Below are 21,925 nucleotides of genomic sequence, written 5' to 3'. Positions count from 1 at the left end.
GCAGACACGCAGTTTGCCGTCGACAATCTCGCCAACGGATTGTCACGCCTGTCGGATGGCGATGTCTCTTATCGTATCAGCCAGCCTTTCGTTGCCCATCTCGATACGGTTCGCGAGAACTTCAACGCCTCTGCCGAAAAGCTTCAGTCTGCTCTCACCCGCGTGGCCGAGAATGCCCGTGGCATCGATGCCGGCGCAAACGAAATCCGTGCCGCGGCAGACGATCTTGCCAAGCGCACCGAACAGCAGGCAGCCTCGGTCGAAGAAACCGCAGCAGCACTGGAAGAAATCACCACCACGGTGAAAGATTCCACCCGTCGCGCCCAGGAAGCCGGTCATCTGGTTGCCAAGGCCCGCACCGGTGCCGAACAGTCGGGTGAGGTCGTTCGCAAGGCTGTTGTTGCCATGGAGCGGATCGAGAAGTCGTCGGGTGAGATTTCCAACATCATCAGCGTCATCGATGAGATTGCCTTCCAGACCAACCTTTTGGCGCTGAATGCCGGTGTCGAAGCCGCCCGTGCCGGTGAGGCAGGCAAGGGCTTTGCTGTCGTTGCCCAGGAGGTGCGTGAACTGGCACAGCGTTCTGCCAGTGCCGCCAAGGACATCAAGGGGCTGATCTCCACCTCGAACACCCAGGTTCAGGAAGGTGTTGAGCTCGTCGGTGAAACCGGCCGTGCGCTGGAAACCATCGTTGCCGAAGTGCAGGAGATCAACCGCCACGTGATGGCGATCGTGGAAGCGGCACAGGAACAGTCCTCCGGTCTGCAGCAGATCAACACGGCTGTGAACCAGATGGACCAGGATACGCAGAAGAATGCGGCGATGGTGGAAGAGACGACGGCAGCCAGCCATGGTCTTGCCCGCGAAGCCTCTTCGCTGAACCAGCTTCTCGGCCAGTTCAAGCTGTCTGCCACCTTCGAAGCGCCGATCCGATCCGCAACGCCTGCGGAGCGTCCGGCAGCGTCACCCGCCCGCGCGCTTGGTCGCAAGCTTGCAACTGCCTTCGGCGGCAATGCAGCCGTCAAGCAGGACTGGGTAGAGTTCTGATAAGGGTTTTTGGACGCCAGCTTGTAAAAATCGACGCCCGCGCTTGCCGCGGGCGTCTTGCCTCGCGGCCTGCCTATGCCGCAATTATGCTGCACTGCACTGTCATCTTGTGTTCTCTGGCGTTCCCAACAGTGTGACAATGCTATAATGGGTTGAAAAACAAGAACGCTTCTGGGTGGAGAGCGTATAATGAAGAAATGGGTTTATACCTTCGGCAACGGTGCTGCCGAGGGCCGTGCTGGTGACGTTGCCATATTGGGAGGCAAGGGTGCGCATCTTGCCGAAATGGCAAGTCTTGGCCTGCCTGTTCCGCCCGGCTTCACCATTATCAGCGAAGTCTGCGGTCGCTACCACCAGGGCGGACGCCAGCTCCCCAATGACCTGAAGCTCCAGGTTTCAAGCGGCATTGCCGGGATGGAAGTGATGACCGGCCGCAAATTCGGTGCAGGCCCGCGCCCACTCCTGATCTCCATTCGCTCTGGTGCGCGTGCCTCTATGCCCGGCATGATGGATACCGTTCTCAATCTCGGCCTCAATGACGAGACGGTGCAGGCGCTCTGCGAGGATTCCGGCGACGCCCGTTTTGCATGGGATAGCTATCGCCGCTTCATCCAGATGTATGCCGACGTGGTCATGGGTCTCGACCATGAAGTCTTCGAGGAAATTCTTGAGGACGAGAAGGGTCGCCTCGGCCACGAATACGATACGGAACTGTCCGCCGACGAATGGCAGCATGTGGTATCGCGCTACAAGCAACTGGTCGAAGACGAGCTGGATGAACCTTTTCCGCAGGATACCGAAGTCCAGCTCTGGGGCGCGATCGGCGCTGTCTTTTCCAGCTGGATGAACACACGCGCCGTCACCTATCGCCATCTGCACAATATCCCCGGCGACTGGGGAACGGCAGTCAACGTCCAGGCCATGGTCTTCGGCAATCTCGGCTCCACTTCTGCGACAGGCGTTGCCTTCACCCGCAACCCCTCCACCGGTGAAAAAGAGCTTTACGGCGAGTTCCTCGTCAACGCGCAAGGCGAGGATGTCGTCGCCGGTATCCGTACGCCGCAATCCATCACCGAAGCGGCACGTCTTGCATCCGGTTCCGACAAGCCGTCGATGGAAAAGCTGATGCCGGAGGCATTTCAGGAATTCCTCGCGATCTGCAAGCAGTTGGAAACCCATTACCGCGACATGCAGGATATGGAGTTCACTATCGAGCGCGGGCAGCTTTGGATGCTTCAGACCCGTTGCGGCAAGCGCACGACGCGCGCTGCCATGAAGATCGCCGTCGATATGGTCGAGGAAGGTCTGATCACCGCAGATGAAGCGGTTTGCAGGATCGATCCGTCATCGCTCGATCAATTGCTGCACCCGACGATCGATTCCTCCATCGAAAGACCCATTATCGGCTCCGGCCTTCCGGCGTCCCCTGGCGCTGCATCCGGAGAGATTGTTTTCAGCGCCGAAGAAGCGGTTGCCGCCAAGGCGGAAGGTCGCCGCGTCATACTGGTACGCATGGAAACCAGCCCCGAAGATATTCATGGCATGCATGCGGCCGAGGGTATTCTCACCACCCGCGGCGGTATGACGAGCCATGCAGCGGTCGTCGCGCGCGGCATGGGTATTCCCTGCGTCACCGGCGCTGGCTCCATGCGCGTTGATTTGCGCAATGGCGTGCTGATCGGCATCGGCTGCATGCTGCGCAAGGGTGACGTCATCACCATCGACGGATCGTCCGGCCGCGTGCTGAGGGGCGAAGTGCCGATGACGCAGCCGGAGCTTTCCGGCGATTTCGGCAAGTTGATGGAATGGGCCGATGGCGCGCGCCGCATGACGGTGCGCACCAATGCCGATACGCCAGCCGATGCGCGTGCTGCCCGCGCCTTCGGTGCTGAAGGCATCGGTCTCTGCCGCACCGAGCACATGTTCTTCGAAGGCGAGCGTATCCATGTGATGCGCGAAATGATCCTTGCCGAGGATGAGGCGGGCAGACGTTCCGCACTCGACCAGTTGCTCCCCATGCAGCGGGAGGATTTCACCGAACTCTTCTCCATCATGCATGGCATGCCGGTGACGATCCGCCTGCTGGATCCGCCGCTCCACGAGTTCTTGCCGAAGACCGATGGCGAGATCGTCGAAGTGGCTGCCGCCATGGGCATGCCGCAGACTCTGTTCCGCCAGAGGCTCGATGCGCTGCACGAATTCAACCCCATGCTTGGCCACCGCGGTTGCCGCCTGGCGATCTCCTATCCGGAAATTGCCGAGATGCAGGCCCGCGCCATATTCGAGGCAGCAGTGGAAGCAGCTCGCCGAACCGGCGCCCCCGTGGTGCCCGAAATCATGGTGCCGCTTGTCAGCCTCCGCTCGGAATTGGATTATGTTCGTGGTGTGATCGACCGTGTTGCAGCGGAAGTTGCGGCCGAAACCGGCATGACGCTGGAATATCTGACGGGCACGATGATCGAGCTGCCGCGCGCCGCTCTTCGCGCACACGTCATCGCCGAGGCTGCGGAATTCTTTTCCTTCGGCACCAACGACTTGACGCAGACCACCTTCGGCATTTCGCGTGACGATGCCGCGCGCTTTATGAATACCTATCAGCGCAAGGGCATCATCGAGCGCGACCCCTTCGTCTCACTGGATTTCGACGGGGTAGGGGAGTTGATCCGCATTGCGGCGGAGCGCGGCAGGCAAACGCGCTCGGAGCTCAAGCTCGGCATTTGCGGTGAGCATGGCGGCGACCCGACCTCCATCGATTTCTGCGAAAATGTCGGGCTGGATTACGTATCCTGCTCGCCCTTCCGCGTGCCGATCGCACGGCTGGCGGCTGCCCAGGCCACACTATCTCAGGCGGAAAAGCAGCCGAATACCTCTCCGAAAAAGGTGGTCGCGCTTTAAGGCCGGAGTTAGCGGTTTTCGACGATGACGCGCCGCTCGACCACAACGGGCGACCAGAACATGTCACGGTTGACCTGCGCCTGCCACGCACGATTATCGGCGCGGCGGTCGAGATCAAGGTCCAGAAGGCAGCGCGCCATCTGGTCGGTGTTGGGGCGGAAACCATAGCCGCGGCAGGTCGCTTCGTCGCGCGCGCGGCGCTCTTCCGGTGTCAGCGTCTGGCAGGCGGTCAGCGCCAGCATGGCGGCAAGTGAACCGAGAACGATCGAAACACGCATAGTCATCACTCCTCTGGAAGCCCTGATCCCAGCTTGGCGTTTTCTTGCTCTGATACGCCCAATTGGTGATGTGTAAAAGTCCCGCTTTCGGGAAAGGTTGCGGTACCCCGTTAAGCAAAGCGGGTGGAGCGATTCCATTTCCTTCGAAAACGCTTTATGACAAGCCGGTATCGGTGATTCAGGCAGACAAATCTCTCTGGGGCGCTTTTTGGCAATGCATGTGTATGCGGGTGCTGCTTCATGACAGTGCGTTTCGTTAGACCCGTTTCCCATGCGGCCTATCTCTCCCGCTATCTCGGCCTTGCGGCGCTGCTGCTCTTTCTGATAGCGGCGCCCTTGCACCGTTTCGGTCCGCTGACGACGCCGGACTTCATCGCGCTGACCCTGATTTCCGCTGGCATTGCCGCGGTTTCTGTCGTGCTTGCCCTCATTGGTCTTCAGCGTCTCTGGTCTGTCGGCGCAAAGGGCGGGGTGTGGTCGCTTTACGCCTTGCTTCTCTCTGCCATTCCGCTTGGCGTGGTCGCCTATGGCGGCTTCCTCTATTGGCAGAACCCGAAAATCTATGATGTGACGACCGACACGGCCGATGTTCCAAACTGGCTATCGATCCCCTCGGCCAACCAGCAATGGCTGCCGCGCCCGGCGGCCGTCTCGAAGGCCGATCGCGATGCGCAGCTGGAGGCCTATCCTGGCTTCCTCGGCCACCGCTACGAAGGCGCGATCGACCGCGTCTACACCGCCGCCCGGAAGGTGGCGAAAGCTCAGCACATCCGCATCTTGCACACCGACGGTCTGATCGGCGCCTTGCCGGACGCGCAGCCGGGTGCTCCAAAGCAGGACGTCCATGACGGTGCGGCAGACACGCCCGTCGAAGACTTGCCCGCCATCGTGCCTGTCCCACTGGCGCGCCCGGCGGAAGCGCCGGCGCCGACTTTCTTCAATGGCAGCGGCACGGTCATGATGCAGGGAGATATGCGCACGCTGATCTGGGGCGCACGTTTCGACGTGCTGATCCGCCTGCGCGAAGATACGGAGACAACGCTGGTCGACGTGCGCGTCGCCTCTCGCTTCGGCCCCCATGATCTCGGCATGGGCAAGAAGATCGCCGATAGCTATCTCGATGCGCTGGATGCTGAAATGCAGGGTCTCAATGATAACTAAAAGCGGGCCGCGCTTACAGAAAGCGCTCGCGCTCTTCCGGCGTCGGTGCCCGGCACGTCTGCCGTCGTCCGGCAATCTTCATGCGGTTTCGAGCAACCACACGGTAGACGCCATCGCGAATGAAGCGTGGCACAAGGCGCATCGCCGTTGCTGTCATCCCCATCACGCCGCCAAGCAGTTCGACCACGCGCAGCACGCTGTCGGAATAGATATGAGCGACGCCGGCTTCGATGAGCAAGCTGGTCTCGTAGTCATCCGTGCGGAAACCGTAATGGCGCATCAGCGCGGTGCCCAGCGGAGATTGCGCTGGCGTGAAGCGAAACAGCCGCTGCTTGTCATGACGAAGAACGAAATCGACATCCCGAGAGCAGAACCCGCACTCACCATCGAAAATGATCAGCGGCGTGTTGTCGGGGAAGTCCGGAACGGAAGGGTCGTTGCGATAGCTATAGGCGGCGCTCATACATTCCCCTGTCTCGGCAGATAGATACCGGTCAGCGACGGCGGACCATCGGTCTCAACCAGACCTTTTTCAATCAGATCTTCGATATGGGCGAGAACGGAAAGCGCCGCTGCGCCATGCAGGCGCGGATCGGTGCTGCGGTAGATCACCTTAACCATCTCGGCAATCGTTCGGTCGCCCGCGTTGATTCTTGTCAGCACTGCCTTTTCGCGCATGCGGCGATGGGTGCGAAGCCCGCGCATGAAGGCTGCCGGATCGTTGACCGGGCCGCCATGGCCGGGCAGGAAGAGCCTGTCATCCCGTTCGAGCAACCTGTCGAGCGACGCCATATAATCGCTCATCGCGCCATCCGGTGGTGCAACAATCGTCGTTGCCCAGGCCATCACGTGATCGGCGGAAAAAACGATGCCATCGCGATCCAGCGCGAAGGCAGCATGATTGGCCGTGTGGCCCGGCGTGTGAAGCGCCGTCAGCGCCCAGCCATCGCCCGTCAGCGTCTCATTGTCGCCAAGCGCAAGATCCGGCACGAAATCGCTATCGGCACTTTCCGCGAAAGGATTGCGCTCGCCTTCGTGCAACGGTCGCGCCGCGCGATGGGGCCCTTCGGCCACGGTTACTGCGCCGGTGGCAGCTTTAAGCCGTTTCGCCAGCGGCGAGTGATCCCGATGCGTGTGGCTGACGAAGATATGCGTCACCTCGCGGCCTTCCAGCGCCCGCATCAGCGCCTGAAAATGAGCCTCATCCTCCGGCCCCGGGTCGATGACCGCCACCGAATGACCGCCGACGATATAGCTGTTGGTGCCGTGGAAGGTGAAGGCTGACGGATTGTTGACGGTGAGCCGCTGAACATTCTCCGCCACCTTCACCGGCGTGCCATAGGCCGGTTGAAATTCAAGATCGAATGCAGGGTCTGCCATGGTTCGAAAGCTCTTCACAATGCCTGGAAAGCGAAACGCGATCCGTCAAGGTCGCGACACACCTCACGCTGTTTTGTCGCGCATCGGCTCATCGCGAAACCGCTTGGGGTCCAATGCGTGTCATGCTGATGGTTCACGACCTAACACGAAGATCGATCAGCACCCACAAGAAATCTGGACCAGCCCAAACTTAATGATTGCCGCTGCCGCCATGCTTTGCTAATCAGGCGCCGTTCAGGCAGTGGCGTTTCGCCCACCTGCTTCGTTGGGGCGTCGCCAAGCGGTAAGGCACCGGTTTTTGGTACCGGCATTCCCAGGTTCGAATCCTGGCGCCCCAGCCATGTTTTCTTTCATTTTTGACGGTGGACTGCGGATCGCATTCAGGCGCTGACCGGATACTAACGCTTGCTCAGATTCTGGTCTCTCCAGCGCCAGTCTCTTTCTCCGGGCAAAAGAAAAAGCCGCGCCCAAAAGGTACGCGGCTTTTGAAAAAGCGATGCGTCGCTTCGATCAGAGCGCCATGTCCGGCGTCTTCTTAACCGGCGCGTCCGCCGGGGCAGATGTGCTCAGCGCGCTGACATCGATGCGCGGCGGTGTCGGCAGTTGCAGGTGTTCGGCGGTGTAGTCCCACTCCTGCTGAACTTTCTCCGGATCCGCATTCAGCTTCGTGCCGTAGCTTGGAACGATCTCGCGGAGTTTCGCTTGCCATTCCGGCGAAGCCACCTTGTCCTTGAAGACCTTTTGCAGCACGCCGAGCATGATCGGGGCGGCTGTGGAGGCGCCCGGCGAAGCGCCGAGCAGGCCGGCAATGCTGCCATCCTTGGCGGCAACCACTTCCGTACCGAGCTTCAGAACGCCGCCCTTTTCCGGGTCGCGCTTGATGATCTGCACACGCTGGCCCGCCTGCCACAGGCGCCACTCATCCGCCTTGGCCTTGGGGAAGTATTCGCGCAGTGCCGCGATGCGATCTTCATCGGACAGCATCAACTGACCTGCCAGATATTCGACCAGAGGATATTCCTCGACGCCGACCTGCATCATCGGCCAGATGTTGCTCATGGTCGTAGAGGTCAGAAGGTCGAAATAGGAGCCTTCCTTCAGGAACTTGGTGGAGAAGGTTGCGAATGGCCCGAACAGCACGATGCGCTTGCCGCCGATGACGCGCGTGTCGAGATGCGGTACGGACATGGGCGGAGAGCCGACTGACGCCTTGCCGTATGCCTTGGCCAGATGCAGCATGCTGACATCCGGGTTCTCGTTCACCAGGAACGAGCCGCCGACGGGGAAGCCGCCGTAATCTTCAGCTTCTGGAATGCCGGACATCTGCAGCAGATGAAGTGCGCCGCCGCCTGCACCGATGAAGACGAATTTCGCATCGATCGTGTGCTCGGAGCCATTCGCCGAATTGGTGTAGCTGACACGCCAAGAACCATCTGAGTTGCGCTCGATGGCATCGACTTCGCTCGAAACCTGCAGGTCGAAATTCGGCGTGCTCTTCAGGTGAGAGACGAACTGGCGGGTGATTTCGCCAAACTCCATATCGGTGCCGAGCGGCGACCATGTCGCGCCGATCTTCTGGGAAGGATCGCGTCCTTCCATCATCAGCGGCACCCACTTCTTGATCTGCTCCGGATCGGTGGAGTATTGCATGCCGGCAAAGAGCGGGCTTGCCTTCAGCGCCTCGAAGCGCTTTTCGAGATAGGCGACGTTCTCATCGCCCCAGACGAAGCTCATATGCGGCGTGTGGTTGATGAAGGAGCGCGGGTTCTTCAGAACGCCGTTGCGCACCTGCCAGGCCCAGAACTGACGCGAGATCTGGAAGGACTCGTTGATGTCGATCGCCTTGGAAATATCGATGCCGCCATTGGCGGTTTCTGGCGTATAGTTCAGTTCCGCAAGTGCTGAGTGACCGGTGCCGGCATTGTTCCAACCGTTGGAGCTTTCCAGAGCCACCGCATCCAGGCGCTCGAGCATCTGGATCGACCAGTTCGGCTCGAGTTCGCGCAGCCAGATGCCGAGCGTCGCGCTCATGATACCGCCACCAATCAGAAGCACATCGACTTTCTTGTCGGCCGATTGCGCCAAAGCCGGAACGCTGGGGAAAGCGGCGGCAGCAAGCCCCGCGAACGCGGTCCCGAGCACCTGACGGCGGTTCATCGTGAAGGTGTCGTGGGAAAATTCGGTTGGCAGTGTGCTGCCCTTATCGTTTTTGATCACGTCTCTACCTTAATTATTGCGCTTCATCAGATTTTGTGCGCCGCAATAGACCATCGACCGCCATGTCACAACATGGTCAAGCCGTGGCCGAAATCGTTCATTTTGATGTCAGGGAAATGTGAGCGCCGTATGCCAGCCACGGTGCGACAAATTGCTGCTGGGACATTTTGCCAGCGTTTCCGGGGACATAGGCGGTGCAGTTTCGCTCTGGTTGAGACGGCGATGTTAAAGCTATGACTAAATTTAATCGGTTTAGTTGAAAGGTATGCATTTTTGCATGACTGGCATGCAGGGCGTCTTAAGCGTCTATAAGCTGCGTTTTTCGCCGCGAAAAGAAAAACCCGCCTGACGAAATCAGGCGGGCGGTTCCATGCAGATGGCATCCAGCCTTATTCGCTGGCGAGGAATTCCGCGCAGTAGCTCGGACCGTTGACGCCCGGGCGATCGGACACGGTGCGGATCGAGCTGATCTTGTAGTTCGAATCGACGGTCAACTGAACGGTGCACGACAGGGAAGCGCTGCGGGCTGTAGAGATCTGCCGGCCACGCTTGCCGTCTTTTTCCTCATACTTCGCCGGGATCTTAGCCTTCTTGTAGCCGCCGCGCCATGTATAGGTCGTGCTGCTGCCATTGGATACATCGCTCAGCGGCGGGCCGAATTTTGCAAAGAAGATGCCAGCCGACTGGCCGACCCAACGGGTCTCGACCGGGCTCTTCGTGGCGATGGAGGGCGTGGTGGTGCAAGCGGAGAGGGCGATGGAGAGGCCCGCGAGCAGTGCGATGCGCAAACGCATGGTGAAAGGTCCTTTGTGCCTGTCCGGCGTCGTCGCCGGGAAATGCGTTCCCCTAACAGATTTACAGGAACTGGGCAGCGCCAAGTGAAGCTTTGCCCAAAATTTCTTGCCACAATTGTTTTTTTGTAACGATTCCTTCGCGCCTAACCCCTTCATTTCTTTCCGAAGCGCACGTCACAAAATTTTCGTAACCGCCGCTTGTCGAGAACCGGATGCTGGTCTATAGAAACGCCGCTGGTCACGGAGTGTAGCGCAGTCTGGTAGCGCACGTCGTTCGGGACGACGGGGTCGGAGGTTCGAATCCTCTCACTCCGACCAGCTTGACACTGTCCGATCTGGACACTCTTCCAAATCAAAGCAGACTATTATCAGAATGCCTCAAACACTTATCGTGTCTTGGACGAAGCATTCATTGTCGTCGCACGTCAATATCCAGGCGTCTACGGCCTAGCGCTTTTGCGGTTTGCCCAGCCATGGCATCTCCACCGGTGAAATGACGAAGATGCTGCCGTGATCGTCATCCGACCAGATGAGATAGTATCTCTGTTGGCCCGATGATGGCAGGACGCCGATATGAGGTTCTTTCAGGAAGTGTCCGTCGGAGCCCATGCTCCGTGCCATGTCGATCGCATCCCAGTATAGGCTTTCGAAATCGTGGATGGCTGTCAGGCGGTGGGCACGTTCCTGCCGCTCTTCAGCGCGGCAGAAGCTCTCGGAGAGCATCTTGCGGTAGGCGCTGCAGCTTGTCAGCAGCGTCCAGTCGACGAAACAGCTCTCAAGGCAATAACCAATCAGGTCTTGTCTCATTGGGATTACCGTATCGCCAGATAGATCGTCGGCGCGACGACGAGGCCGATGGCGAGCGAGGCGATCACCGCAATCGCAAAGATTTCCGCTAAGGCATGGAGGGTCAGCGCGAGAATGCTGTTGTGATCGGGCTGTATTTTTCCGCCGGAAATCATGGTCACTGTCGTGTTCCTCTCAGCTCTTCGGCGGGGGAGAAGAGGTCGGCTAATTCCAGTCGCGAGACTTCCGCGACGGAAATGTCGATTGGCGCAATGTCGGCACTTTCGACTTTGACGAAGTGCAGGGCGGCTTCGCGATTGGTAAAGAGGCCACCGACAAGGCCCATACGGTCCGCGACGATCCAGCGACCGTTGCGACTTGGGCCGACAAGGAAACGACACGGCAATGGTCGAGCTCTTTGCGTGAGTGTTGCGTTGCGCAGCATTTGCGACATCTTCTTTCTGATGCTCCAGGTGGTCTTGGTGTTTGGGTTGTCATTGAACCGATTGCATGATGAGCGAGACCGCAAGCAGCAGTCCGCCTGTCACGGCGATGAGCCGAAGAAACATGATGCCTTCGGATTCGCGTCTCGGGCGAGGGCGACTGTGCTTCAGCAGCGCCTCGTTTTCCTTCTTCTGCCGTTCTTCACGAAGCCGGTAGTACATTCCAAGCGGTAGGGTCATGCTGTCCTCACAGGATCGATGAGTATGATTTCGAGATCAGGGCTTCGGCCGAGATGGCAGGCTGCAAGACGGCTCTTGCAACGCGCGCTTCCTGAACCAGTGAGCTGGCAAAGCGCTGACGCCGCAGAACACGAAGACTGCGCAGGGAGCGTTCGATCGATCTGGCGGCCTCGGGATCGACCGGCGTCAATGGCAACCGCACCGCGTTATCGATCCCGCGAAGACAGGAAACGGCATATTTCAGCCAGGCCACATCGCCGCCATTTTCCAAAGCGGCGGCGAGTTCGATGATCCGTTTCAACTGGACGCCGAAACCAGTGGCGTCGCCTTCCTGACCCAGCTGCTGCATACGTACAATAAGATCGGGTATGACATTCGCCACGGGTGAGATGCAGCAGGCGCGCTGTCGGTGCATGAGGGGGGAACTTGTTTCTCCCCCGGTCATATGGAGGGGCCGTCCAAATATGGCTTGGTACGGAGACGGCGCCGTGCGCGCATCCGACGTATCCTTGAGAATGCCGACGATGTTCGTGATCTGCAGGAGCGTTTCGATCGTCTCAACCTTCATCGCGACGCCTGCATGCTGCGGGTCGTTGTCGAGAATGAGTGGGATACGGGTCGCGCGGGCGGTCTGCTCGAAGTGGTGAATGATGCCCTTCTGCGTTGGCCGGTTGTAATAGGGCTGTACGACGAGTGCGAAATCTGCACCCAGTTCATGCGCTTCTTCGGTCTGGCGTATTGTCGTTCCCGTCGAATAGGTGCCGGTCTGCACGATGATGACCGCGCGGCCTCTATTGAGCTGCACAGCGCGGCTTATCAGAGCGCGCCGTTCGCTGGCCGATAGCGTCGGGCCTTCCCCCGTCAGGCTATGCAGAAGAAGGCCCGCTATGCCTTGTTCCACCTGCCATTTGACGAGGTGGTCGAAGGCGAGATAATCGATCTCGCCTCCCCGAAACGGAGTGATGAGAGGCGTGATGACGCCGTTCAGAAGTGGTGTGCTCACGATATTGCGCCTTGTTTGGAAGGAATGCCGGGGCGGGTGGTTGCGCTGGAGAGCTTCAACAAGGTGAGAAAGATCGCTCCCTCAAGCGTCTGATGCAGTGCCTTGACCGGCTTCGACGGCGGCTTTGCCGCCGCAGCGCAAATCCAGCCATGGCGGACCCGTTCAAACGAGCATAGCTCGGCTGGCGAGGTCAGGTCCTGCGCCAGAAAAAGGAGGGCTTCGAGGATTGCGCCGGCATCCAGTAGGGCGCCGAAGCGCTTGCTGGATGGGTCATGCCGGTTTGAGAGGGGACTTTCGCTCAGTTTGACATAGGACCAGACATGCTCTTCCCGCACTTTCCCGCCAAGAAGAATGCGATCATTCAGATCGACCAGTGAGAGTTCGCCGTGTGCCATGAAATTCACTTTTGTTGAACGGACCCTGATCTAGGGCTGATCGACGTAGGATTTCGATTGCGAATTGGGCAGCACCCAATAAGGAAAAGGTAAGGGCGGAACTCCCAAGCAGGGCGGTCGTTTTTAATCGAATCCTCAAATGTCGCCGCATCTGCAAGGGCTACCGCGATTGCAGATCAGCGAAAATGCATGAAAACCGGACCATAAGTTTCGCAAAAGCCGGACGCGCTATGGCTGTCTTGATGATCCGTCTTCCCGCTTTTGTTACGGGGCGAAAGAGGGTGGGTCGGACCAAAGATCAATCCGCATCCGTCTTCGGGCTTTGCGAATTTCCCCGGCAGTTGAGGCGTTGAAGCCGTGTTCCTGCCCCAAGGAGAATTCGTCCTGTTGGTCGATGTCATCGTTGTTTGCAGGCGGTCGTCGCGATGTCGAATTCTGAAATTCTTCTGTCTATCTGCGTTCCCACCTATAATCGCCAGTTCCTGCTGGAGCGGAATGTGTCTTTCCATCTGGAGCGATTCCGGGAACTGCAGGTGCCTTTCGAAATCGTCCTCGTCGACGATTGTTCGACGGATAACACTGCGGCCTATATCCAGTCTCTCGAGGGTATCCCCGAGATCAATGCCTATCGCCGGGTGAAGAATTCGGGCTTTGTCAGCAATTACGCCTTCGCCATGCGCCGCGCCCGTGGGCGCTATGCCGTGTTTCTCGGCGATGACGACCTGTTGATCCCGGAAAAGGTCAAGGAATATGTAGAGATCATGGAGCGCGATCCTGGTATCGGCATGGTGCAGGCACCGTGGATGCTGGTGGATGCGCGCGGTGGACAACGAGACGTCGGGCCCTTCTACCGCGTCCCTGGGCCCACGCGGATCTCGCAAGGTGATTACTCCGCCTTTCTCAATTTCATCTTCGCCAATCACGCATTCCCGGAATTCCTGATCGTTCGCCGCGACGTTTTGGCAAAATCGATCTCCAGTGCGACGCCCTTCATTTTCTGGGCCTATCTCTATACCGGACGGGCCCTAGACAAGACCGACATCCTATTCATGCCCGAGCCATTCGCGCGTGTGACAGCCGTGTCCGACGACCCACGCATGCAGCAGGGGAACAATGAATGCATGTTCCAGTGGGACACTTATCGCGGCGGGCTGGAATACCTCGCATCGCTGATGTGGCGCGATAAAACGCCATCCTCCTTCGAACGTGAGGAGTTTATGCGAAAGCTGATGGAGTTCATGATCAACCGCCAGGGCGTCGCACTCAGGCTGCATATCGAAACCGGGAATTGGCCGGAGGCCTACATCCTCTACCACCGCATGTCGGCTTACGCGAACCTGCCGATTTCAGGCTCTTCGCCGGACACGATCAAGAAACTGGCCGGCCTGTTCGTCGCCACCAAAGAGGCGGAAGCCTACAGCCTCCAGCCGGTCATTGTCGACCCGATGCTTACCGACGAGATCGTCAACCTGTTGCCGGCAAGTCTGAAGGGACGTTTGACACGGCAGATACCCGCCAGCGAAAGCGGTCCTCATGCATGGTTGCGAATGGACCCGAACTTTGGGGAGCCGATGAAACGCGGCGATGCCGGCTTCGACGTTTCCACCTATCTCGATCAGTTCATTTGATGAACGCATGTCGCCAGTCCTGTGCAAGGCTGGTCTGTTAACTGCGTTGGTATCTCGCGGATGGAGAAGTTGTTTATGGAAGCGATAATGAAGTTGAACTCCCCTCTCGCGTCAGCGTCTGCCGATCTGCCGATGGGTGAAGTCAGATTGCAGAGAATCCCAGTCGATCTTGAAGTTCCGACGACTTGGTTTCCCTCGGTTCTAGATGGCGAGCGTCATCGGGCGATGTTTGCGCAGCTTTGCACCGTGCTCGCGTCCCATCACTTGGATGTCCACCTCAAGCCCGTGGCGCATGGTATGCATCATGTAGCACGCCTTGCGCGGCCGAATGGCGTGGTGTTTTCCTATCACTCGATTGGTACAGAGCCAAATGTCTGGCGGATCAAGGAAACGCCGATTGCGGGTTGGTACTCGGTTGATGCGAATGGCTTTTCGGGTTGGAGTTCACTTGCGAAGTTTCCGGCACCTCACCTGGCTCGTATGCAATCGCTGGACCCAAGCATCAGTCGCGCCTATGTCTCGCACCTGAGAGAAGAACTCCAGCGCAAAAACGTCTCTAAGTACAGTCAGTCGTCGGAAGAGTTTTACGTCGATAAGCCATATGTATATTTTCCATTGCAACTGATCGACGATCCTGTCAGCGAGTTTTGCCGTATCAACCCCTTCGATGTCATGGTGAAGGCCGCAGAGCTGGCGGAAGAGAGTGGCTATCCGCTCGTGGTGAAGCGTCATCCACTATGTCGCTCTCAGGAAGTTGCCGAGGTTCTTCACGAAATTCAAAAGGCTTTTCCATCGGTTATTATTTCCAACGCATCAATCCATCAGCATCTGAATGGATGCCGATCTGTGATCGTAGCCAATTCGGGCGTTGGCATGGAGGCTTTGATGTACGCAAAGCCGGTATTCTCTTTCGCTGCCAGTGAATATGAGCTTGCAACGACCCCGATCACTTCACTTCAAGAGTTGGAGGTTGCCTTCGCGGCGGAGCTTCCGGACACTTCGGTTCGCGCGGCGCAGTATTTATGCTACTACTTGGAGCAGTGCTGCTTCTCCATCTACGACACCGCAACGGTACAACGACAGGTTGGCCGTGTGCTTGCAAGTATCTCTGGCGTTCAGGCTCAACCCGCATCGGATGACGCAACTCTCCTGCAGGAGAATGAGCAGCTACGGTCCGCTCTCAAAAGCGCACAATCAGAGAACAGCCACCTTCGTACAGTCGCCACGCAAGCGGTAGAACTCGCAACCCGGCTGCAGCAACAATCCGGTGACACATCGGGCGCTCAATCGCGCAACGCTGCTCAGAATTTGGGCCAAGCGATAGCGGTGTCGAAGTCTCTCTATGGCGGCGCCATGGCTGCCAGTGTCGGTGAGACCGTTCTCGCAGAAACAATCCGTTCAGCCTACTCAGCCTATGCGAATATGGCTATCACCGCCATGCAAGCACCGGAGTTGAAAAGCCAGGTTGAGTCGGAAATGCTGATATCCGGATACGCCGCTGGTACGGATCCGACGCTTGCGCACAAAAATCGCAGTGCCTCCGATTATCAAAAGCTGCATGATTTTGACCGTGGCTATCAGGACAATAACTGGCTGGTCGATCATTGCGATGTCGTCGCATCGACGAGGCCTGGATTGGTCATCGAGGTCGGTTGCGGCAACGGTCGATTTCTACGCAAGATTTCCCCTATGGTCCCGAATGTAATTGGCTTGGACTGGGCGCGCTCTCCTCAACTTTCGGTTATTCCGGACAACGTTCAATTTAGAACGGCCGACGTTCTGAAGGACGAAATTCCGCAAGGCGACGTGTGCGTCTCCGCTGACGTACTGGAGCATTTCGAGCCTAGCGCCTTGCCGCCATTGTTGGAGAAGCTTCATCAGGCTGCGCGCTATAACTACCACGTAATCGCCTGCTACGACGATGGCCATAGTCATTGCTCTGTCTTCCATCCGGGCCAGTGGCTCGGATTATTCAAGGCGATTTCTCATGAGTATCGTCTGGTCGCTACCATTACTCGTCCAGGTCGCCCAGATCGCATCGCCTGCGTTATTACCAACATGCCTGGAACTGAAAAATTCTTCCCGAAGATCGGTCCTTTGGTTGGAAGTTGGCAAACAGATACTGGACAAGAAATCACGTTTTCCAACAACTATTCATTCAGTGTCGGCGGTGCGCCCGCAGGTGCATGGTTCCCAATGGCCAACGGAGCGGGAGCTATGAAGTGGAACGGCCGGGACATGGTCGATCTGCTGTCGCTCGGCGCAGACGGCAACACTCTGGGTGTTCAAAACATTGAAGGTGCAAAATTCTCTGTCCGGAGAATTGCATAATCACCTCATGAACCAAGCAAGACCAGTGCGACTTGTTGGATATTTTCAACCGCGCTGGACTTGTTTGGCTCTTTAGATCCTCGCCAACCTGACATCTGCTACATAATCGGATTCGATTTTCGGAAAAGCACGATGCGTCGATTATAATAGGTGGGACGCGCGCTGCTGCTCTGGGGTTCGTGATAATCCGCGCGAACACAATCCATAGCGCCGTGTTGCGTAGCGCATTTAATGCCTGCGACGTACGAGTCGCTTCTCCTTCCGTGGCATCCAACAATAGGTTTGCCGGACAGTTGCATCCATCGGGTATGGGAGATATCGATTCTTTTTGGAACACGCAGAAGTCGCAGACGTTTTCCCCTCGACAAACAGGAGGAGATGTCATGCTAAAAGGATTGCTGTTGTGGGCGCTGGGCGTCCCGTTTTTTGTCGTCGTTCTGCTTTGGATGTTTGTATTCTAAGCACCACAGAGACGATCATGGAATCGAAAAAGGCGCCGGGACAGTCCGGCGCCTTTTCGTTTATTCTAGTTCGTCCAGAGTCTGGATGCGGACTTTGCATTCGTCCTTCGAATTTCGATCTCATCGCGTCGCGATGAGAGCAATTCACCAGCGAGCAGCGCTTCCGCAAGATCGACCGGCAGCGAGAGGATGACGCGTTCGCCGTCGGAAATCTTGCCCGTATCGCTGCGCTTGCCGACAATCATGCCGCCCGCCACCGTGTTGTTGGTGTCCGGATCGATCAGGATGAAGGAGCCCGTGGAGCGGTTCTGCTCGTAAGGGTCGAAGATCGCCGTTTCGTCGAAGCTCAGGCGCACCTTGCCGATGGCGTTCATCGGCAGCGTTTCGGCATGGGCCTGCCAGTGACCGTTCTTCAGGTCCAACTGGGTGACCGGCTGAACGCTGACGCGCTGGCGGCGGCTGCCGCTCTTGAGCCAGTAGCGCTTGTTCGGTTCGATGCCCCCTGGCTGCAATGCGACGATCTGCGCGTCGAAGGCGAGACCCGTCTGGGGTTGGGCGTCGATGGACACGATCATGTCGCCGCGCGAGACATCGACCTGACGATCGAGAACCAGCGTAATCGCGTCGCCGGCAACGGCGGCATTGCGCACCAGATCGAAGGTGACGATCTGCTTGACGTTCGCCACCATGCCCGACGGCAGGATGACGACAGAGTCACCAGGCTTCACGGCGCCGCCAGCTACGGTGCCTTGGTAGCCGCGGAAGCTTTCGCCTGGGCGAGAGACGCGCTGGACGGGCAGGCGGAAGCCGCCGGTCTGGGTGGAGCGAACCGTTGCAAGCTCCAGCGTCTCGACGAGCGTCGGGCCATCATACCAAGGCATGGAGGCCTTGCCGGAGAGCACGACATTCTCGCCCTTCAGCGCCGACATCGGAATGGCAACGATCTGCTTGATGCCGAGCGACAGCGCGAATTCCTTGAAGTCGTGCGCGATCAGCTCAAAACCGGCCTTGTCGTAATTGGTCAGGTCGATCTTGTTGACGGCAAGCACGAACTGGCGAATGCCCATCAGCGCCGCGATCGTGGCGTGGCGGCGGGTCTGTTCGAGAATGCCGGTGCGGGCGTCCACCAGAAGCACCGCGAGATCGGCGGTGGAAGCGCCGGTTGCCATGTTGCGGGTATATTGCTCGTGACCGGGCGTATCCGCGACGATGAAGGCACGCTTGTCGGTCGCGAAATAGCGGTAGGCGACATCGATGGTGATGCCCTGTTCGCGCTCGGCCTGGAGACCGTCGAGAAGCAGCGCGAAGTCGGGAAGGCCGAGGTCGTTCTGCTTACCGCTGTCGCGCCTCAGCGTCGCGGCCTGGTCTTCCTTTACCGCTTTGGTGTCCCAGAGCAGACGGCCGATCAGCGTCGACTTGCCGTCATCCACGCTGCCGCAGGTGATGAGGCGAAGCGGTCTTGTATCCTTGACGGCTTTCGGCGGCTCGACGAAGGGCAGAATGGTGGCGGATTGCGCCGTGGAGGTCTGTGTCATCAGAAGTAGCCCTCGCGCTTTTTCTTTTCCATGGAACCCGACTGGTCGCGGTCGATGGCGCGGCCCTGTCGTTCGGAGACGGTGGCGATCTCAAGCTCGGCAATCACCTCGTCCAGCGTCGTGGCCTCGGAATGGATCGCGCCCGTCAGCGGGAAGCAGCCGAGTGTGCGGAAGCGAATCGAATCATATTTCACTTCTTCGCCGGGCTGCAGTTCCAGCCGTTCGTCTTCGGCCAGGATCATCATGCCATCGCGCTCGATATAGGGGCGCTCCTTGGCGTAGTAGAGCGGAACAAGCGGGATGTTTTCCGCCTGGATGTAGCGCCAGATATCGACTTCCGTCCAGTTGGAGAGCGGGAAGGCGCGCACGCTCTCGCCCTGGCGCACCATGCCATTATAGATGTTCCAGAGTTCGGGACGCTGATTACGCGGGTCCCATTTGTGGTCGGGCGTGCGGAAGGAATAGATGCGCTCCTTGGCGCGGCTGGCCTCCTCGTCGCGGCGCGCGCCGCCGAAAGCGGCATCGAACTTGCCGGCGTCGAGCGCCTGACGCAGTGCTTCCGTCTTCATGATGTCGGTGTAGAGCGCAGACCCATGGGTAAATGGCGTCACATTCTCTACAGCACCACGCGGGTTGGTGTGCGAGATCAGATCCAGATCGTACTCCTTGACGATATTGTCGCGGAATTCGATCATTTCCTTGAACTTCCAGCCGGTATTGACGTGCAGAAGCGGGAAGGGGATGCGGCCCGGGAAGAACGCCTTGCGCGCCAAATGCAGCAGCACGGAGGAATCCTTGCCGATGGAGTAGAGCATCACGGGACGCTCGAACTCTGCGGCAACTTCACGAAAAATATGGATGGCTTCGTTTTCGAGGGCTTTCAGATGGGGATCGAGCGGCTGCTTGGGTGTGCTGACGCTGGTGCCTTCCGTTTCCGGAACTGCATTGGACATTTTAAACTCCGGCAATGTACTGAATTGAACTGTTAGTTTTGTGGGGCGGGACTGATCGAGCTTTGCGCGGCTTCGGCCACATGCAGACCGCATTCGCGCTTCTCGTCATTTTCCCACCACCAGCGACCGGCACGCTCTGGTTCGCCGGGCTTGATGGCGCGGGTACAGGGCTCACAACCGATAGACGGGTACCCGCGTGCATGGAGAGGATTGACGGGAATATTCTCCGCCGCGACATGGGCCTTGATCGCATCGATGTCCCAGTCCGCAAGCGGGTTGATCTTGATGAGGTTGCGCTCGGCATCATACTCGGCAAATGGCGTGGAGGCTCGATTGCCTGATTGCCCCCGGCGCAGGCCGGTTATCCAGAAACCCGCGCCTTCAAGCGCTTTGGCAAGGGGAATGAGCTTGCGCACATGGCAGCAGGCGTGACGCGCTTCCACGCTTTCGTAGAAGCCGTTCAGCCCGTATTTCTCGGCATAGGCGTCGATGTCATCCTGTTCTGGATAGAAACGGGTGATGGTGATCCCATACCGATCTTCAGTCTCTTCGATCAGGCGGACGGTTTCGGCAAAGAGACGCCCGGTCTCAAGCGTCGCCACGTCGATTGGCAGGCGATGCGTGCCGATCGCTGCGGTGATCACCTGATCTTCGATGCCGAGGCTGGTCGTAAAGACTGAACGCGATCCAAGACCCGCGACGAGGGCCAGTCTCTCCGCGAGGGAAAAATCCTTCAAGGTCGCATCGAGCGAGCTCACATCCTGTAGGGAAAGGGTCTGCGGAGGCGTGTTGATCGTCATTTCTCGATTCCGAAACTTTACTGTCTCGATAATCTTCGAAAGGCGTCATCTTTTACAGAAACGCGCGTGCTTCTCTCGGTCGCTCGCGAGCAAATATCTCTCCTGCGACGACGTTACGCGCAAAAGACTCCCAAGAGGACAAGATAGCTCCCAAACCAATCCTGGCAATAAAACCTCAACCGTCTCGAATTGCAAGAGGATCAAGATATTTTCTGTAATTTTTGTAGAATATTGCTGCGCACGGTTATCATTCTTTTGTGCGAGGGCGTCGGAAACCAGTCCATTTTCGCGCAATACCATTCCGGTAACATAATTTTTTCGTGCAAGAAGTCGTCAAAGAGAGCAAGATTGCGAACTGGTTTTGCGCGTTGAGGGATCTCCGCGCATGAGTTGTTGCGTCGATCTTTCGCATCGCGGCGTTTTTCTTATTGCCATAGCATGCCACAGGGAAACACTTTTGCGAATAAATCGCAGCTGATTGACCGTAAGTTCTTAAACGCTACTGTGAAGCCGTACGCATCCAGGAGGGTAGTGATGTCGAAATTTCTTTCCAGCCTCAGCGCCATTGCGCTCAGCCTGTCAGTCACATTGGGTGCAGTCGGGCCGGCACTGGCCGACACAAAGCTCTTGAACGTGTCCTACGATCCGACGCGCGAGCTTTACAAGGATTTCAACGAGGCCTTCGCCAAGAAGTGGAAGGCCGATACGGGTGAGGATGTCAGCATCCAGCAGTCGCATGGCGGCTCGGGCAAGCAGGCCCGCTCGGTCATCGACGGACTCGAAGCCGATGTCGTCACGCTGGCGCTCCAGAGCGATATCGACGCCATCGTCAAAAACAGCGGCAAGATCAATCCCGATTGGCGCACCCGCCTGCCGCATAATTCCTCGCCCTATACGTCCACCATCGTCTTCCTCGTCCGCAAGGGCAATCCGAAGGGCATCCACAACTGGGGTGATCTGGTGAAGGGCGATGTGCAGATCGTCACGCCAAACCCCAAGACGTCGGGTGGCGCACGCTGGAACTATCTCGCGGCCTGGGCCTGGGCGAATGAAGAATTCAAGGGCGACCAGGAAAAGATCAAGGCCTATGTCGGCGATCTCTACAAACGCGCTCCGGTGCTCGATACCGGTGCTCGCGGTTCGACCGTCACCTTCGCACAGCGTCAGATCGGTGACGTTCTGCTCGCCTGGGAAAACGAGGCCTATCTTGCGGGCCAGGAATTTGGCGAAAATGCCTTCGATATCGTCGTCCCGCCGATCTCGATCCTGGCGGAACCGCCGGTTGCCGTGGTTGACGCCAATGTCGATGCCAAGGGTACGCGCAAGGTGGCAGAGGCCTATCTCCAATATCTCTACTCCGACGAGGGTCAGAATATTGCGGCCAAGCACTTCTATCGCCCAAGCAACCCATCTGTCGTCTCCAAGGATCTCTTGAAGCAACTGCCGGATATCAAGCTCGTCACGATCGACGATCCGATCTTTGGCGGATGGGCCAAGGCGCAGCCGGAGCATTTCGGCGATGGCGGCATCTTCGACCAGATTTACAAGCCCGCCCAGTAAGTGGATGATGTGCGAACG

The 21,925-nt window shown here is 58.2% G+C and carries 20 protein-coding genes and 2 tRNA genes; 8 read left to right on the top strand and 14 right to left on the bottom strand.

Annotated elements, in window-relative coordinates; translation table 11 throughout:
- Together EYC79_RS23750 and ppdK are read left to right on the top strand one after the other, a co-directional pair.
- Positions 1 to 1,047 (top strand): methyl-accepting chemotaxis protein (locus tag EYC79_RS23750; protein WP_245495237.1); only part of this gene is annotated, 1,047 nt, incomplete at its 5' end.
- 189 nt (positions 1,048 to 1,236) lie between these two features.
- Positions 1,237 to 3,942, top strand: a complete 2,706-nt coding sequence (ppdK, locus tag EYC79_RS09440; RefSeq protein ID WP_130977800.1) for a pyruvate, phosphate dikinase — start codon at positions 1,237 to 1,239, stop codon at positions 3,940 to 3,942.
- An 8-nt stretch (positions 3,943 to 3,950) separates the two neighbouring features.
- On the opposite strand, the gene EYC79_RS09435 is transcribed toward ppdK, so the two are convergent.
- On the bottom strand, positions 3,951 to 4,220 hold the full coding sequence (locus EYC79_RS09435; protein WP_062425861.1) for a hypothetical protein: 270 nt from the start codon (positions 4,218 to 4,220) through the stop codon (positions 3,951 to 3,953).
- Between the two features lie 240 nt (positions 4,221 to 4,460).
- On the opposite strand from EYC79_RS09435, the gene EYC79_RS09430 reads away from it, so the two are divergent.
- Positions 4,461 to 5,381 (top strand): DUF1499 domain-containing protein, encoded by a 921-nt coding sequence (locus EYC79_RS09430; RefSeq protein ID WP_062425860.1) that lies wholly within the window; start codon positions 4,461 to 4,463, stop codon positions 5,379 to 5,381.
- Between the two features lie 13 nt (positions 5,382 to 5,394).
- On the opposite strand, the gene EYC79_RS09425 is transcribed toward EYC79_RS09430, so the two are convergent.
- Positions 5,395 to 5,844, bottom strand: coding sequence for a thiol-disulfide oxidoreductase DCC family protein (locus tag EYC79_RS09425; protein WP_130977799.1), 450 nt, complete (start codon positions 5,842 to 5,844; stop codon positions 5,395 to 5,397).
- A complete protein-coding gene (locus EYC79_RS09420; RefSeq protein WP_130977798.1) occupies positions 5,841 to 6,761 on the bottom strand; it encodes an MBL fold metallo-hydrolase in 921 nt (306 codons plus the stop codon). Before EYC79_RS09420 ends, EYC79_RS09425 begins: the two co-directional genes overlap by 4 nt.
- Before the next feature lie 266 nt (positions 6,762 to 7,027).
- Between EYC79_RS09420 and EYC79_RS09415 the strand changes: the two genes are divergently transcribed.
- Positions 7,028 to 7,102 (top strand) — tRNA-Gln (locus EYC79_RS09415).
- A 169-nt stretch (positions 7,103 to 7,271) separates the two neighbouring features.
- On the opposite strand, the gene mqo is transcribed toward EYC79_RS09415, so the two are convergent.
- On the bottom strand, positions 7,272 to 8,918 hold the full coding sequence (mqo, locus tag EYC79_RS09410) for a malate dehydrogenase (quinone) (protein ID WP_130977883.1): 1,647 nt from the start codon (positions 8,916 to 8,918) through the stop codon (positions 7,272 to 7,274).
- 449 nt (positions 8,919 to 9,367) lie between these two features.
- Positions 9,368 to 9,772 carry a hypothetical protein gene (locus EYC79_RS09405; protein WP_130977797.1) on the bottom strand — a complete coding sequence of 135 codons (405 nt, stop codon included), beginning with the start codon at positions 9,770 to 9,772 and terminating at the stop codon, positions 9,368 to 9,370.
- 241 nt (positions 9,773 to 10,013) lie between these two features.
- On the opposite strand from EYC79_RS09405, the gene EYC79_RS09400 reads away from it, so the two are divergent.
- Positions 10,014 to 10,090, top strand: a tRNA-Pro gene (locus EYC79_RS09400).
- Positions 10,091 to 10,219: 129 nt separating this feature from the next.
- Here EYC79_RS09400 and EYC79_RS09395 read toward each other — a convergent pair.
- The 6 genes from EYC79_RS09395 to EYC79_RS09375 form a co-directional block, all read right to left on the bottom strand.
- A complete protein-coding gene (locus tag EYC79_RS09395) occupies positions 10,220 to 10,579 on the bottom strand; it encodes a hypothetical protein (protein WP_130977796.1) in 360 nt (119 codons plus the stop codon).
- A 5-nt stretch (positions 10,580 to 10,584) separates the two neighbouring features.
- Positions 10,585 to 10,740 (bottom strand): hypothetical protein, encoded by a 156-nt coding sequence (locus EYC79_RS23430; RefSeq protein WP_165456998.1) that lies wholly within the window; start codon positions 10,738 to 10,740, stop codon positions 10,585 to 10,587.
- Positions 10,737 to 10,964: a hypothetical protein gene (locus tag EYC79_RS09390; RefSeq protein ID WP_418122325.1), complete on the bottom strand. Its 228-nt coding sequence runs from the start codon at positions 10,962 to 10,964 to the stop codon at positions 10,737 to 10,739. Before EYC79_RS09390 ends, EYC79_RS23430 begins: the two co-directional genes overlap by 4 nt.
- Before the next feature lie 88 nt (positions 10,965 to 11,052).
- Positions 11,053 to 11,241: a hypothetical protein gene (locus EYC79_RS09385; protein ID WP_130977795.1), complete on the bottom strand. Its 189-nt coding sequence runs from the start codon at positions 11,239 to 11,241 to the stop codon at positions 11,053 to 11,055.
- A 7-nt stretch (positions 11,242 to 11,248) separates the two neighbouring features.
- The gene (locus EYC79_RS09380) at positions 11,249 to 12,244 is read right to left on the bottom strand and encodes a dihydrodipicolinate synthase family protein (RefSeq protein WP_165456997.1); all 996 of its coding nucleotides are present in this window, start codon (positions 12,242 to 12,244) and stop codon (positions 11,249 to 11,251) included.
- Positions 12,241 to 12,639: a hypothetical protein gene (locus EYC79_RS09375; protein ID WP_130977793.1), complete on the bottom strand. Its 399-nt coding sequence runs from the start codon at positions 12,637 to 12,639 to the stop codon at positions 12,241 to 12,243. Before EYC79_RS09375 ends, EYC79_RS09380 begins: the two co-directional genes overlap by 4 nt.
- A gap of 425 nt (positions 12,640 to 13,064) precedes the next feature.
- Between EYC79_RS09375 and EYC79_RS09370 the strand changes: the two genes are divergently transcribed.
- Positions 13,065 to 14,267, top strand: a complete 1,203-nt coding sequence (locus tag EYC79_RS09370; RefSeq protein WP_130977792.1) for a glycosyltransferase family 2 protein — start codon at positions 13,065 to 13,067, stop codon at positions 14,265 to 14,267.
- Positions 14,268 to 14,354: 87 nt separating this feature from the next.
- Entirely contained in the window at positions 14,355 to 16,598 is a 2,244-nt protein-coding gene (locus EYC79_RS09365) for a capsular polysaccharide export protein, LipB/KpsS family (protein ID WP_165456996.1), read from the top strand.
- Positions 16,599 to 17,124: 526 nt separating this feature from the next.
- On the opposite strand, the gene cysN is transcribed toward EYC79_RS09365, so the two are convergent.
- From cysN to EYC79_RS09345, 3 genes are read right to left on the bottom strand one after another with little or no spacing between them, the layout of a single operon-like run.
- Entirely contained in the window at positions 17,125 to 18,594 is a 1,470-nt protein-coding gene (cysN, locus tag EYC79_RS09355; RefSeq protein WP_130977789.1) for a sulfate adenylyltransferase subunit CysN, read from the bottom strand.
- Positions 18,594 to 19,547 (bottom strand): sulfate adenylyltransferase subunit CysD, encoded by a 954-nt coding sequence (gene cysD, locus EYC79_RS09350; RefSeq protein WP_111847601.1) that lies wholly within the window; start codon positions 19,545 to 19,547, stop codon positions 18,594 to 18,596. Before cysD ends, cysN begins: the two co-directional genes overlap by 1 nt.
- A gap of 32 nt (positions 19,548 to 19,579) precedes the next feature.
- Positions 19,580 to 20,347 carry a phosphoadenylyl-sulfate reductase gene (locus tag EYC79_RS09345; RefSeq protein ID WP_130977788.1) on the bottom strand — a complete coding sequence of 256 codons (768 nt, stop codon included), beginning with the start codon at positions 20,345 to 20,347 and terminating at the stop codon, positions 19,580 to 19,582.
- Between the two features lie 534 nt (positions 20,348 to 20,881).
- Between EYC79_RS09345 and EYC79_RS09340 the strand changes: the two genes are divergently transcribed.
- A complete protein-coding gene (locus EYC79_RS09340; protein WP_062425847.1) occupies positions 20,882 to 21,907 on the top strand; it encodes a sulfate ABC transporter substrate-binding protein in 1,026 nt (341 codons plus the stop codon).
- The last annotated feature ends 18 nt before the right edge of the window (positions 21,908 to 21,925 follow it).

The organism is Agrobacterium cavarae, from assembly GCF_004310285.1.
In the GTDB taxonomy this organism is placed as follows: Bacteria; Pseudomonadota; Alphaproteobacteria; order Rhizobiales; family Rhizobiaceae; genus Agrobacterium; species Agrobacterium cavarae.
Note: the sequence above shows the minus strand (reverse complement) of the source record. Positions and strands in the feature narration are given on the sequence as shown.